This window comes from Mycobacterium sp. NGS15 (assembly GCF_059813245.1).
The window spans coordinates 209,814-223,342 of record NZ_JCALEF010000002.1; the positions used below are offsets into that span (position 1 = coordinate 209,814).

14 protein-coding genes are annotated in these 13,529 nt (G+C 63.6%); 8 read left to right on the forward strand and 6 right to left on the reverse strand.

Translation table 11 applies throughout. The features are described 5' to 3' along the window. Nucleotides 1-21: 21 nt before the first annotated feature. The 4 genes from AC5Y5C_RS05255 to AC5Y5C_RS05270 all read left to right on the forward strand — a co-directional run bounded on the left by AC5Y5C_RS05255 (nt 22) and on the right by AC5Y5C_RS05270 (nt 4,376). The gene (locus tag AC5Y5C_RS05255) at nt 22-1,611 is read left to right on the forward strand and encodes a GMC family oxidoreductase (protein ID WP_499969700.1); all 1,590 of its coding nucleotides are present in this window, start codon (nt 22-24) and stop codon (nt 1,609-1,611) included. 67 nt (nt 1,612-1,678) lie between these two features. Next, complete coding sequence (locus tag AC5Y5C_RS05260) at nt 1,679-1,972, forward strand: hypothetical protein (RefSeq protein WP_499969703.1); 294 nt, start codon at nt 1,679-1,681, stop codon at nt 1,970-1,972. Further along, nucleotides 1,972-3,870 carry an alpha/beta hydrolase gene (locus AC5Y5C_RS05265; RefSeq protein WP_499969706.1) on the forward strand — a complete coding sequence of 633 codons (1,899 nt, stop codon included), beginning with the start codon at nt 1,972-1,974 and terminating at the stop codon, nt 3,868-3,870. Before AC5Y5C_RS05260 ends, AC5Y5C_RS05265 begins: the two co-directional genes overlap by 1 nt. Then, nucleotides 3,867-4,376, forward strand: a complete 510-nt coding sequence (locus AC5Y5C_RS05270) for a hypothetical protein (RefSeq protein ID WP_499969710.1) — start codon at nt 3,867-3,869, stop codon at nt 4,374-4,376. Before AC5Y5C_RS05265 ends, AC5Y5C_RS05270 begins: the two co-directional genes overlap by 4 nt. Here the strand turns inward: AC5Y5C_RS05270 and AC5Y5C_RS05275 are convergent. Further along, nucleotides 4,373-5,056 carry a histidine phosphatase family protein gene (locus AC5Y5C_RS05275; protein WP_499969714.1) on the reverse strand — a complete coding sequence of 228 codons (684 nt, stop codon included), beginning with the start codon at nt 5,054-5,056 and terminating at the stop codon, nt 4,373-4,375. The genes AC5Y5C_RS05270 and AC5Y5C_RS05275 overlap by 4 nt on opposite strands. 17 nt (nt 5,057-5,073) lie before the next feature. Further along, nucleotides 5,074-5,757 (reverse strand): SHOCT domain-containing protein, encoded by a 684-nt coding sequence (locus tag AC5Y5C_RS05280; protein ID WP_499969716.1) that lies wholly within the window; start codon nt 5,755-5,757, stop codon nt 5,074-5,076. A gap of 48 nt (nt 5,758-5,805) precedes the next feature. Here AC5Y5C_RS05280 and AC5Y5C_RS05285 point away from each other — a divergent pair, with 48 nt between their 5' ends. Then, entirely contained in the window at nt 5,806-7,041 is a 1,236-nt protein-coding gene (locus tag AC5Y5C_RS05285; protein WP_499969718.1) for an acyl-CoA dehydrogenase family protein, read from the forward strand. On the opposite strand, the gene AC5Y5C_RS05290 is transcribed toward AC5Y5C_RS05285, so the two are convergent. The 4 genes from AC5Y5C_RS05290 to AC5Y5C_RS05305 form a co-directional block, all read right to left on the reverse strand. Continuing rightward, nucleotides 7,031-8,332 (reverse strand): threonine/serine exporter family protein, encoded by a 1,302-nt coding sequence (locus AC5Y5C_RS05290; RefSeq protein WP_499969722.1) that lies wholly within the window; start codon nt 8,330-8,332, stop codon nt 7,031-7,033. The genes AC5Y5C_RS05285 and AC5Y5C_RS05290 overlap by 11 nt on opposite strands. Nucleotides 8,333-8,353: 21 nt before the next feature. Continuing rightward, complete coding sequence (locus AC5Y5C_RS05295; RefSeq protein ID WP_499969725.1) at nt 8,354-8,734, reverse strand: LapA family protein; 381 nt, start codon at nt 8,732-8,734, stop codon at nt 8,354-8,356. 103 nt (nt 8,735-8,837) lie between these two features. Further along, nucleotides 8,838-9,920 carry an NAD(P)H-dependent amine dehydrogenase family protein gene (locus AC5Y5C_RS05300; protein WP_499969729.1) on the reverse strand — a complete coding sequence of 361 codons (1,083 nt, stop codon included), beginning with the start codon at nt 9,918-9,920 and terminating at the stop codon, nt 8,838-8,840. 28 nt (nt 9,921-9,948) lie between these two features. Continuing rightward, entirely contained in the window at nt 9,949-10,731 is a 783-nt protein-coding gene (locus AC5Y5C_RS05305; RefSeq protein ID WP_499969731.1) for an SDR family oxidoreductase, read from the reverse strand. 70 nt (nt 10,732-10,801) lie between these two features. Here AC5Y5C_RS05305 and AC5Y5C_RS05310 point away from each other — a divergent pair, with 70 nt between their 5' ends. The 3 genes from AC5Y5C_RS05310 (at nt 10,802) to AC5Y5C_RS05320 (ending at nt 13,529) form a co-directional block, all read left to right on the forward strand. Beyond that, nucleotides 10,802-11,422, forward strand: coding sequence for a TetR/AcrR family transcriptional regulator (locus tag AC5Y5C_RS05310; protein ID WP_499969733.1), 621 nt, complete (start codon nt 10,802-10,804; stop codon nt 11,420-11,422). Between the two features lie 63 nt (nt 11,423-11,485). Continuing rightward, the gene (locus AC5Y5C_RS05315; protein ID WP_499969736.1) at nt 11,486-12,418 is read left to right on the forward strand and encodes a glycine betaine ABC transporter substrate-binding protein; all 933 of its coding nucleotides are present in this window, start codon (nt 11,486-11,488) and stop codon (nt 12,416-12,418) included. A 4-nt stretch (nt 12,419-12,422) separates the two neighbouring features. Beyond that, nucleotides 12,423-13,529, forward strand: a complete 1,107-nt coding sequence (locus tag AC5Y5C_RS05320; protein ID WP_499969741.1) for an ABC transporter ATP-binding protein — start codon at nt 12,423-12,425, stop codon at nt 13,527-13,529.

The following is a 13,529-nucleotide window of genomic DNA, read 5'->3' on the forward strand; positions in this document are numbered from 1 at the left end:
CAGTCCGCTAGCGTCCCCCACATGGTTGAGGACTTGGCAGCTGACTATGTCGTCGTGGGCGCGGGATCGGCGGGGGCGCCGCTGGCTACCCGGCTTTCCGAACGCACCAATGATCAGGTGCTGGTGCTGGAGGCCGGCCCCAAGAACAAGGACATGGGAATCCGCATTCCCGCCGCGTTCTCGAAGCTGTTCCGCAGCGATGTCGACTGGGACTACCTCACGGAGCCGCAACCCCAGCTGAATAACCGCCAGATCTATTGGCCGCGGGGGAAAACGCTGGGCGGCTCATCCTCCATGAACGCGATGATGTGGGTTCGTGGGTTCGCGGCCGACTATGACGACTGGGCGACGGTTGCCGGCGATCAATGGTCCTTTGCGAATGTCGCGCCCTACTTCAAGCGTATTGAGGCGGTGGAGGGTGCGACCGAGAGTGACGAGGGCACCGAGGGTGCCCTGAAGATCTCCAAACAGCGCAGCCCCCGCTCCAGCACCGCGGCGTGGCTGGAGGCCGTTAAAGAGGCCGGATTTGACGTCGAGCGAGCCAATACTCCAGAACCCAAGGGGTTTTCGGAAACGATGGTGTGTCAGAGCGGCGGCCGCCGGTGGAGCACCGCGGACGGCTACCTCAAACCTGGCCTGCGGCGGCGCAACCTGAACGTGGTTACCGGGGCCCAGGTGCGCCGGGTGCTGTTCGACGGCACCAGGGCGATCGGTGTTGAGTATGTGCGTGACGGCATCACCCATACCGTGCGAGCCCGGCGCGAGGTAATTCTGTGTGGCGGCGCCATCAATTCCCCTCAGCTGTTGATGCTTTCGGGGATCGGTGACGCCAAGCGCCTTGCCGGGCTCGGTATCGATGTGATTGTCGATGCCCCGCAGGTCGGCCAGAATCTACTCGACCACCTGTGCTGTCCGGTGGGCTATGCGGTCGAGTCCGACTCGCTCTACGGTGCGGAGAAGCCACTGCAGCTCGCCAACTTCTTCCTGCGGCATCGCGGCATGCTCACCTCGAACGTCGGTGAGGCGTACGGATTTCTGCGCAGCCGGGCCGACCTCGCACTACCCGACCTGGAGCTGATCTTCGCGCCTGCGCCCTTCTTCGATGAGGGCCTGGGCGAGGCCACCGAGCACGCCATCGTGATGGGCCCGATCCTGCTTAAACCGGAGAGCAGCGGTGAGATCACCCTCACCTCACCCGACCCGTTGGCCAAGCCGCGCATCGATCCGCGCTACCTGAGCGATGCCGCCGGGCGGGACCGCGCCGCCATGATGTTCGGACTGCGGACCACCGCCCGCATTGCCGAGACGCCGGCGATGCGGGCGATACTCGGCAAGATTCTGCGACCGAGGAACCCCGGCGACGACCTGGAGGAGACACTCGTCGCCGCGCTGGAGAACAACTCACACACCCTGTATCACCCCGTCGCTACCTGCCGGATGGGGACGGACGAGGCCAGCGTGGTCGCTCCGGATCTCACCGTGCGCGGTGTGCGGGGATTGCGGGTGGTCGACGCGTCGGTGATGCCGAGCCTCATCCGTGGTCACACGCACGCCCCGTCGGTATTGCTCGGCGAGAAGGCTGCCGATTTGGTTCTTTCTCCACAAGCATGAAACCGATCCGCGTCTCCGAACGTCTGACTGGATAGAGTCACCGGTGAGGAGTTAGCGGAGGGGAATCATGAGCGACGAGTTCGGTGTTCGGACCGAGGAGCTCGCGGCCATTTCCAAGACGTGGCTGCGCGAGACACTGCATATCAATGACATGCCCTGGACGCCGTTCCAGGATGCCTCGGGTTCCGGAAGTGAAGTGCTGGCCGCCGTCCGTGATGCTGCGTCACCCGGAATCAAGGCGATGTCCTCGATCGCCCGCAGGTTTTCGGATATGGCAGGGCTTGTCGATACCTTCGCCACCAACGTGACCGCGCGAGACGAGAAGACCGCCACGTCGTTCGATGCACTGAAGCCACGCTGATGCGCCCGGCGATCAGTGCGCTGCGGGGCTGGAATCTCGATGCGCTCAGCAAGGCCGCCGACATCGCCCGCGACAACGCCCAGACGCTGGACGCGTCGTTGGACTCCTGCGACCGTGTGTTCAACGATGCCTCGGGCTGGTTCGGTAAGACGCACGATGCGGCGCGGTCCAAGGTCGACCAGGAGCTGGACCACGGTCGTGAGGTCCGGAATGTACTGAACCGGTTATCCGATGATGCCGAGGATGCGGGACGAACGCTCAAGCACGCCAAGGAGTACACGCTTCAGGACGTGGACGCCGCTGTCTCCGAGGGATTCACGGTTACCGATACCGGGGAGGTCAGCCACCCGGATTCGGCGAAGACACAGGCCGCCGCCGACCATCAGCGCAGGATTCAGGCGGGTCTGGACGAGGTGGCCCGGCTGGACGAGATGTACGGCAGGAAGCTGAGAGAGGCCGTCAACGATCTGGAGGCCATGCGCGACGGGCAGCAGGACGTCACATTGGCGACGGGGGAGAAGATCGATCCCGACACGCTCGTCGACCGGGTGCGCCGCATGCCCGAGGAGGAACGTCGCGTGTTCCTGGACGGGCTGCCCCCGGAGACGGTGCATCAGATGGTCATCGCCGACCCCGAGTTCATGGGGAACACCAATGGGGTGCCCTTCGACGTTCGTGCGGACGCCAACGAGATCAACATCAGGAACGCGCTCATCGACGAACTTCAGAATCCGTCACCCGGTCAGGCGCGGGTCGATCAGCTCAGGGCGATGCTCGAACCCATGGACGACCCGTTCGCGACGATTCCGGCCGGAGGCTCGCCTGCCGATTTCAAGATAGATCGCAAGTTCGTCATGTTCTCGACCGAGGGCAACGGCCGGATGATCGAACAGATCGGCGATCTCAAACCCGGGGCGCCGGGCGTCGGGGTCTATGTGCCCGGCACCAACACCAACCTCAACGGCAGCAGAAACAACCATGATTCTGCCGTCAATCTGGCGAAACAGAGTGGGTCGCCGGTGTTCCTCTATATGGAGAACGATTTCCCGCAGGGACTGGACAAGGCGACCGACCCGTCCTACGGATTGGCGATGGCACCGCAACTCGTCTCGTTCGGCAAGGAGCTTGACGCGGAGGTGGCCCGCCACGCGCCCGGTACGCCCACCACCTACATTGGGCACTCGTATGGTGGATCCATTGTCGGTACCGCCGAACAGATGGGGCTACGGGCCGACCGCGTGCTGTATGCGTCATCCGCCGGGACGGGCATCCTCAGCACCGAGTGGCATAACCCCAATCCGAATGTCCAGCGGTTCTCCATGACCGCTCCCGGCGACCTCATCGGTGCCGCGCAACTCGCTCCACGCGACAGCGATATCCCCACCAGATTCTCCCCGTTCCCGGGGGTCAATCTGGACCTCCCGCCGGTAATTCCACGGGCGCCGGACGGCGATATAGGCAACCCGCATGCGGGTAATCCGCTTGGCGGAGATCCGGATTCGATTCCCGGCGTCACACGCCTCGATACCGGCTACTACAGCGACGAGAACAAGAATCATCCCGGTGAGGTCGTGTTCGGCCCCAACGGGCACGGTAGTTATTGGGACGATCCACGCTCGGATGCGTTCCAGAACATGGCGAACGTGATCAAGGGAGGCGAGGTGACCACCTATGTCGAACGAGGCATCGAGTCGAACAATGTCGACATCAATCTCGGGGACGACAGCAGCCTGAACGAATCGGTGAAAGACATCGCCAAGGCGTACGGCGATCAATGGTTGTCGGGGGCCAAGATCGGCCCATTCACACTCCCGACCAATCCCAAATGGGAAGACCCCTACGGCAATCCGCATGTCACAGACAATCCGGGACTCGGCCGGAAGGTGCAGGTTCGATGAGGCGCGCATGGACGGCCGTGATGGCGGGATTGGCGATGTTGGTTGCGGTGTCGTGCAACCCCGGTGCGGACAGCGAGCAAGGAGGCAATAAGAGCATGGAACCCACATCGGTGAAGATGTCCGAAGCTCTGCGGGTCACAGCCGAGAATCTGGCGTTCGTCACCGCGGAGAAAGTGGAACCGGGTGTCAATGACATCGAGCGGATGGGCTGCCGCACGAGCTACAACTCGGCCCTCCCGGAGGGCCCCCCGTGGTGGTTGCGCCTGCAGCGCGATTTCGCGGACCCGACTCCGGAACTGATTTCGGGGGTACTGAATCGCCTGGAATCGTTGTCCAGTAAGGGATTTCGCCGCCAACAGAGCAAGCGGCCGGAGCCCGAGCCGCCGAACAGCCGGACCTATCGCGATGACGCCGGCTACATCGTGAGCGCGCGTGAAGATGTGCGCGGCAATGGGGTCCATGTATATGTGGTCACCGCGTCGTCCCCCTGCGCACTCGAGGACTAGCGGTAGGTCACCAGATCCCGGTTGCCGCCATCGCCGATCAGATGAGTGTGGTCGTTGAAGGAGAGCAGACTCAGTCCGCGCTTGCCGTTGACCAGCGAGGTGACCGACGAGTTGATGATAACACGTTGTGCAGTAAGCCAATTCGGCACGCAGCTGCCCCCGTCCGTGGCCCAGAGGTTCGCGACGATCATCCCGATGACTCCGGCGGAGGTTGCGACCACGGTGTCGCCCTCGCGCGTGGCGGCGTCGGCCAGCGCGGCCAGTACGCGCTGCTGAAAGCGGGTGTAGCTTTCTGCATATTCGCCCGATGAATCGGTGCTCGCCCACTTCGCCAGGCCGTCCTCCAGAACGGCCTGGGTGTCGCCCTTCGCCAGGCTCTTGACGGTGTTCACGGACGCCAGGCGCCGCATCCGTGAGTTGCCGACAATCTCCTTGTAGTCGTATTCATCCCACCGGTCATCCTGCTGCGGCTCCGATGCCAGTGCGAGCGCGATGGCCTCGCCGGTCTGGCGTTGCCGCTTCATTCCGCCGTGCAGGAGCCGGGTGCCACGCAGGCCGCGGCGGGTGAGCTCGGTCGCCACGGTGGCGGCCTGTCGCTGTCCGATGCTGGTCAACGGGCTATCAGGGCTGCTGGAGTAGTTGGCAGCCTGACCATGCCGGACCAGGTAAATGACGCCCATACAGGGAATCGTATCGACTAGCCGCCGTCGAGGAGTCGCCGCTTCTCGGCCTCGAACTCCGCCTGGGTGAGAGCGCCGGAATCACGCAGGGCGGCAAGAGATTTAAGTTGTTCGATGCGAATCCCATCGTCAGTGGGTTCGTAAGATGCGACCGCTGGTGCAGCTATCGGGGGCGGCGCATGGATAGCCCGTGATCTCGTCAGTAGATAGACGATCCAGCCAACCGCCGCGGCGCCGAGCAGTCCGGCGAAGCCCCAGGTGAAACGCCAATACGAGCTGCTGTGCCCGAACGCAAGGCGTGGATTGACGAACCCGTTGACCTCACCGTCGACCTGCACGTCGTAGGTAGCGGCAGCGGGGATCTGCGCGACCCATACCCGACGGCGGGCGTCGCCATTCACCGTCGTCGAGCTTCCGATGCTCTCGTGTACCTCGGGCTCCGCCACTCCCGCCGGCGGAAAGATCGACATACCGAGCCGGGGGATGAGCAGCCCGTTGTCACCGGACACCCAGGAGCGAAAGCTGATGGTCACCTCGCCGGCCGGCAGTTCCAGCTGCGTGTTGCCTGGGATCTTGACCTCGCCATAGGCGTCGAACTCATCGAACACGAATACGTTCAGGATGAGGGAGACGATGATGCCGATAAGCCCGCCGATGGTCATGGTGGTGAGCGTCAGTACCGAGGCCCGGCGCATGCTCATATGTCGAAGTTTGTCACGTGCCGCGCCCACCGCCCTAGCATCGGACAGATGGACTTCGCCCCCTCTGCCCGCGCCGCAGAACTGACCGCCACCGTCCGGGAGTTCATCGACACGGAGATCATGCCGGTGGAACGCGCGGTGCTGGCCCATCACGACCAGCTACTGGGGGCGCGTGCCGGTACGACGGCCGAGCTCTGGGCCGTGCCTCCGGAGTTGGATGCGTTGAAGGCGAAGGCACGCGCCGCCGGATTGTGGAACCTCTTCCTGCCGGATCCGGAGCTCGGTGGTGGGCTGTCCAACTCCGAGTACGCGCCGCTGGCCGAGCAGATGGGCCGATCGCTCTTCGCGCCCACCGTGTTCAACTGCAACGCACCGGATTCGGGGAACATGGAGGTACTGCATCGATACGGCAGCCAGGAGCAGAAGGAGGTGTGGCTCGAACCGCTGCTGGAGGGCGATATCCGGTCTGCCTTCTGTATGACGGAGCCCGATGTCGCGTCCTCCGATGCCACGAACATGGCGGCCACCGCCATCGTCGACGGTGACGAGGTGGTGATCAATGGCCGCAAGTGGTGGAGCACCGGCGTCGGTCATCCCGATTGCAAGGTGATCATCTTCATGGGGCTGACCGACCCTGGCGCGCATCGGTACGCGCGCCACTCGATGGTGCTTGTCCCGGTGGACACCCCGGGCGTCACGATCGAACGGATGTTGCCCACGATGGGGTTCTACGACGAGCCGGGAGGCCACGGTGTGGTGTCTTTCGAGAATGTGCGCCTCCCTGTCGATGCCTTCATCGCGGGACCGGGCAAGGGATTCGAGATCGCTCAGGGACGGCTGGGGCCGGGCCGGGTGCACCATGCGATGCGCCTGATCGGCCTGGCCGAGGTGGCGCTTGAGCACGCGTGCCGGCGTGGACTGGACCGCACCGCGTTCGGAAAACCGTTGGTGAACCTGGGCGGAAACCGCGAGCGCATCGCCGACGCCCGCATCGCGATCAACCAGACCCGCCTGCTGGTGCTGCATGCCGCCTGGCTGCTGGACACCGTGGGCATCATGGGTGCGTTGTCGGCGGTTTCAGAGATCAAGGTGGCCGCACCGAACATGGCCCAGCAGATCATCGATATGGCGATTCAGATCCATGGCGGCGGTGGGCTTTCCAACGATTTTCCGCTGGCGGCAGCCTGGGTGAATGCCCGTGCGCTGCGGCTGGCCGACGGCCCCGACGAGGTGCATCGCGGTGTGGTGGCCCGGATCGAGCTGGCGAAATACGCTACCGGCTGATGGTGAGTGCGTAGCGCATACCGCGGTGCAGGCTCGCCCCCACCAGAAGTCCGAGCGCGATGGAGAAGATGGCCATGCAGGTGTCGAGCAGCGCGGTGAGGTTGGCATGGCCGGTGGCGGCGACCTCGCTGACATTCACGAAGCTCAACGCACCCGGCACCAGACACCAGAAGGCGGCCAGGAGCAACACGATTGCCGAAGGCGCTCCTTTGAACCGCGCCGCGAACAGGGCAAAAGGAACCACGGCGACGGCCCCGATGAAGCCCGTCATCGCCGGTGCCAGGAACAAGCCGCCGAGCCGCTGTCCCAGCATGGCGACGCCTATCGCCAGAATCAGCCAGATGAGCGATCCGCGCGGTGCGGACTTGTACAGATAGAACCCCACCGCAATCACCGGCACCGCCAGCGCGATCGTCCAGCTGCCCAGTGGCGGTCCCAGTGCAGAGGGCTCCGGTGGCCCAGCCACTTTCACGCCGATCACCACACCGAACGCCAACAGCATCAGTTGTGCGATGCCGTACACGATGCGGGTGGACCCGGCCATCAGTTGGGTACTCGTCAGCTCCAGCGCTCCGATGGTGAGTGTCACCCCGGGGAGCACGGCGATCAAAGCTGGCGCCACCACGCGGGCGAGACCCTCGCTGGGCACGTTCGCGACGATGAACGTGCTGATCACCGTCACCACGAAGGCGGCCACGGCGGGCATCGTGGCGGCCAGGGTGGGCATGGGATTGGTCGCCAACATCAACACGCCGACAATCAGGCCCAATACTAGGTAGGCGGGTAGCGCCGAGGAGGTTGGCGCCAGCGCCAGTCCGAAGCCAAGGGTCAGGATGGTGTGACCGATAACGGTGATCATCGTCCCGAAACGTGGTTTCAAACAACGGATCTCGTAGATTCGTGCGATGGCTTCGGCCGGTGCGATTGCCCCGGCGACGGCCATGTCGGCGATGGTGTCGATATGGCCGGCCTGGTCCAACTGCGCTGTGCTGCGGGTGGATTCCTCCACTTCCAGCTGCCCGGTGACGCCGTCGATCTGGATGATCAGAACCGTCGGCAGGACGACGGCGCGTAGTTCCTTGTCGGTGTATCGCGGTGCGATGTCATGCAACTTCGCCAACACCAGGTTGGTGGGCTGACCGACTTCGAGCATCGCGATGCCAAGCATCCGCAGCATCGTGACAACCTCGGCGTCATCGAAATGCTTCGCGTCAGCCAGTGGTATGGGCTTGTCTTTGAGAGCCTTACGGACAAGTGCCGTCGCGCGTCCACGCCAGGTCAGCGCCGTCATGCGCCGAACTGTAGTCGGGTCCTAGGCCTTCAGGTTCTTCTTCGCCGCGCGCCGCAGCTGCACGATGCGCACGATGCCCACCAGCGCCGTCAACAGCGCACCCGCGACAGCCGCGATGAGCACCGTCACGCCCAGCGGCAGGTTGAGGTGCCAGGCCAAGAACGATGTGGTGACCGTGTTCATGTTCTGCGTGATGAAGATCAGCAGCAGGATCAGTATCAAGAGGCCGAGGATGACGCCCGTCCAGGTGGCCGCGGCCCGAGTCCGCGTGACCGCGTCTTCCTTCTTGGCAGCCTTCTTGGCGGGCTTCGTGGCGGGCAGCGGTGGCTGCTCCCCGACGGGGAAGTCGATCGAGGTGTCGGCAACCGGAGAGTCCGGAGTCGTACCGGGGTCACTGGTCATCAGTTCATCATTTGCTACATGGGCGCTTATTGCAAGCGCCGGAGGTCGGCTTTTCGCAGGAAAGGTCGCGTGGATATTGCGAAAGGCCGACGCTCGGCACAGGTCAGGCGCGGATGGTGCCTTGGCCCGCGATCAATGGCAGATCCAGTGGCGTCAGGAGGCCTGGTTTAGCGTCGATAACCGCTGGTATCGCGTTAATGGCGCGCATCCCGGTGGCAAGGCAGCCACCGATCGCGCCGTCACCGGTGCGTTCGTCACGGAATACGGTCTCCTGGGTGATGTTCGGGCTGCCCTTGATCTCGATGCGGTAGGCATCGTTGTCGACCGACTGTGCCCGCGGCCAATGCGGCGCGGTGTCGTTGGTGATTCGGTTGACGTGCTCGATCACGATCTTCGGCTTTCCGCCTACCCAGCCGCGGATCTCAAATCGCACCGCAGCGCAATGTCCTGCCTCGATGGTGCCGGTGTTGGGCTCGGCGCCGTAGGCGATCTCGGTGGGAGTGGCCCACTTTTCGTAGACGGTGTCGATCTTGTCGAGCTTCACCCCGACGGCGTCGGCGATCATCGGAATGGTGTGGCCCCACGCCAGGATCAGCACCTCGGGGATCTCCAGCACCGCCGGCTGGTCCAGGGGTGCGCCCAGTCCCATCGGCATACTGAAATCACCGTTGTAGTACTGGTAGTCCAGAAGCTCTTGCACCAGTACGGAATCCACTCGCCCGCCTACGCCGAGCAGGGTCATCGGGAACAGGTCGTTCGCGAAGCCGGGGTCGATACCGGTGGTGAAACAGGAAGTCCTGCCGTCCGCGCAGGCCTGCGTGATATCGGTCAGCATCTCGGGCGGGCACACCTGCGGGTACACCCACGGCGTCATCGCGGTGGAGACGATGTTGTGCCCACTGCGCAGCGCCCGGGACATGTTGTCGATGTTTTCCAGCGCATACTGCGCGGTCGGCCCGAAGTACGCGACGGTGCCCTCAGTGCCCAATGCGGCGTCGATATCGGTGGTGGCCGCCAGTCCGATCGGGTGGCTGCCGACCAGGGTTCCGGCGTCCACACCGTCCTTGGCGGGATCGTGCGCCAGGACGGCTGCCAGCTCGAATACCGGATGATCCAACAGCTCGCGGATCACCAGCTTGCCGACAACCCCTGTGCCCCAAACGATGACAGGATATTTATCACTCATGCTCTACTCACTTTCTTCGCCGAAGCGCTCATCGGAAGAACTCACCGCCATTGACGAATAAGGTCTGCCCGGTCACCATGCGTGCCCGATCGGATGCGAAGAACACCACCGCGTCGGCGACGTCTTCATCGGCGGGCATCTCGCCCAGCGGGAACTTGGCCGTCAGTTCCGCCAGCACCTCCGCTTCGGTGATGCCGCGCTGCTGGGCGACAAGACCGATGTACAGCTGGATGGGCGGCCCGTACATCCAGGTCGGTACCACCATGTTGAGCCGGATCTTGTGCGGCCCCAGCTCCTTCGCCAGCTGGTACATGGCGTTCTGTAGTGCTCCCTTGGATGTCGCGTACGCGGACTGGGGCAACTGCGGATGGAACGCCGATTGCGAACCGATAAAGACGACTGCGCCACCCTTCCGTTTCAGGTGCGGTACGGCCACCTGAACGAGTTGGAGCGTGCCGATGACGTTCGTGCTGAGCATCGCCTGCCACTGCGTCAGATCCGCGCCCTCGATACCGCCGAACACATCCTCCTTGGCCGCGACGTTCACCAATGCGTCCACCGCGCCGAACCTTCCGATGGCAGTGTCGATGAGGCCCTGGCACGCTTGCGCGTCGGTGATGTCGGTGACGGCCCAGGCGGCGGTGCCTCCCGTGTCGTCGAGTTCAGCCGCGAGGTTCGCAAGATTTTCCCGGGTGCGCGCACCGAGCACCACATTCGCGCCATCCTGGTGTGCCTTGAGTGCGACCTCGCGGCCCAATCCGGTGCCCACACCCGATATCACCACCGTTTTACCGGAAAGAATTCCTGCCATCGGCTGCCTTTCTGTTTGTGACCCACGCCTCAACGTTTTCAATACGTTACATGGTGTACCGTTATTTGCAATGAGTACCGACGAGATACCTGTGGGCCGGGGCCGCCGCCGCAGCTCCGATATCGACATCAAGGCACTTGCTGCGGCGCGTGAGCTCCTGGTGGAGCAGGGGTGGGATGCCACCACCATGGTTGCGATCGCCGAGCGGGCCGGCGTGGGCAAGCCCGCGTTGTACCGCCGGTGGCCCTCGCGCGCACACCTCGTGTTCGAGGCGGTCTTCGGTTGGACCGTACCCACCCGGGAGATGAGTGCAGCGGCAGGAGTCGGCGACTGGGTCCGGGAATCCTGCTCGTACACAGCGGAACTCTTCAAACGACCGGATGTCGTCGCGGCAGCGCCTGCCCTTCTCGGCCAGATGCGTACCGACCCCGAATTGGGGCAGGCACTGTGGGCAAGCTTCGGTGAGACCGGTGCCGATCTCCTATCGCAGGTGATGCGCGCACAGCGTCCGGAGATCGGCCAGCAGCAGGCGCGAGACCGGGCCAACGCCACCATGTTGATGATCATCGGCGCGAATGTCCTCGCTCGCCAGCTGCTTCCCGACGAGCAGGCGGAGACGGTCCTAAAATATTTGCCAGAGCTCCTGGCGGGGTCGGATGGGAGTCCCGAAACGATGGCCCCTGCCGATTAGCCACCGGAATCTTCCTGACGGTAAAGCAGGGCGAGGCGACGGTCGCCCGGTTACTGTTGGAGGATGCGCTGGGCCGCACGACTCCTCGCCGCCGTCATGGCCGCGGTTGTCCTCAGTGGCTGCGGCAGCGCCAATCCCCTGGGTGGAGGCCCCCTTTCGGGTGACCTCAACACATTGATCGTCGGCTCGGCCGACTTTCCTGAATCGAAGATAGTCGCCGAGCTCTACGCGCAGATACTGCAGACCAACGGCTTTCACATCACCAAGCAGTTGGGCATCGGCAGCCGCGAGACGTACATCCCGGCGGTAAAGGACCATTCGATCGACCTCATTGCCGACTACACCGGAAATCTGCTGCGCTACTTCGATCCAGATGCCACCGCCACTAAACCCGACGACGTAGAGCTGGCACTGCTACGCAAGCTCGACGGAGATCTGGACGTTCTGTCCCCATCGCCGGCCTCGGACGCGGACACACTCTGTGTCACCAGGGCCACTGCCGACAGATGGAATCTGCATTCCATCGCCGACCTTGCGGCGCACTCGGAAGAGGTAAAGGTCGGTGCGCCATCGGAGTTCCTGCACCGTAGCGTTGGCTTGGCCGGGCTCAAGGCCAACTACGGTCTGGACATCCCGGAGTCGCGTTTCGTGGCCATCAGCGATGGTGGAGGGCCGGCGACGGTCAGGGCGTTAGTGGACGGAACGATCACCGCGGCCAACATTTTCAGCACCTCGCCGGCCATCGCCGAGCACGATCTGGTGGTCTTAGACGATCCCACATTCACCTTTCCGGCCGGCAATCTGGTGCCGTTGGTCAACGCGCAGAAGAAATCCGAGAAGTTGAAGAAGGTGCTCGACGCACTGTCCGCGCGATTGACCACCGAGGACCTCACCAAGCTCAACGCTGCGGTGTCCGGCAACAACGGCGTCGATCCCAAAGAAGCTGCGCAGAAGTGGTTGACGGACAAGGGTTTCGACAAACCGATAGGGAACTGATCGCATGATCACCTTCGAGAATGTCACCAAGAAGTACCCCGACGGGACGACGGCGGTCGACGATCTGACCATGCACGTCGACAAGGGTTCATTCACGGTGTTCGTGGGGCCATCGGGATGCGGCAAGACCACCTCGATGCGGATGATCAACAGAATGACCGATCTCACGTCCGGCGTTCTGATCGTCGACGGAGCAGACGTTAAGACAGTGGATCCGGTCAAACTGCGGTTGGGCATCGGGTATGTCATCCAGAACGCCGGCCTGATGCCGCATCAGCGCGTGGTCGACAATGTGGCGACGGTGCCGGTGTTGCGTGGCGAATCCCGGCGCGCGGCGCGCAAGGCGGCACTCGACGTTCTGGAACGGGTGGGACTGGATCCGAAACTGGCCAGCAGATACCCGGCACAGCTCTCTGGAGGTCAACAACAACGTGTCGGAGTGGCACGTGCCCTTGCCGCAGACCCGCCGATCCTGTTGATGGACGAACCGTTCAGCGCCGTCGACCCGAATGTGCGTGATGACCTGCAGGCCGAGATGCAGCGCCTACAGGCCGAGCTCAACAAGACCATCGTCTTTGTCACGCACGATATCGACGAGGCCGTCAAACTCGGGGACAAGGTGGCAGTCTTCGGACCCGGCGGGGTACTGCAGCAGTATGACGAGCCTGAGCGGGTGTTATCCAACCCGGCAAGCGATTTCGTTGCCGGATTCATCGGGCGCGATCGGGGCTACCGAAGCCTGCAATTCCGTGAGGCGGGAGAGCTGCCGTTGTATGAGATCAGGCAGATCGTTGAGGATGAGGTCCGTGACCTCATCATCGCCCCGCGCAGCTGGGTGCTTGTCTGCAATCTCGACGGAACACCATTCGGCTGGATGGACGATGCCGGAGCGGAGGTCTACCGCTCGGGAAAGTCGTTATACGACAGCGTGATAGCGGGAGGATCATTGCTCGGTCCGGACGGGACACTGCGGCAGGCTCTCGATGCCGCGCTGTCCTCGCCGTCGGGACTGGGCGTGGCCACCGACGAGGACGGCCGCGTACGCGGCGGCGTTCGGGGCGACGACGTGCTCATCGCGCTGGATCGGCAACGACGTACCAGGCAGCGGTGA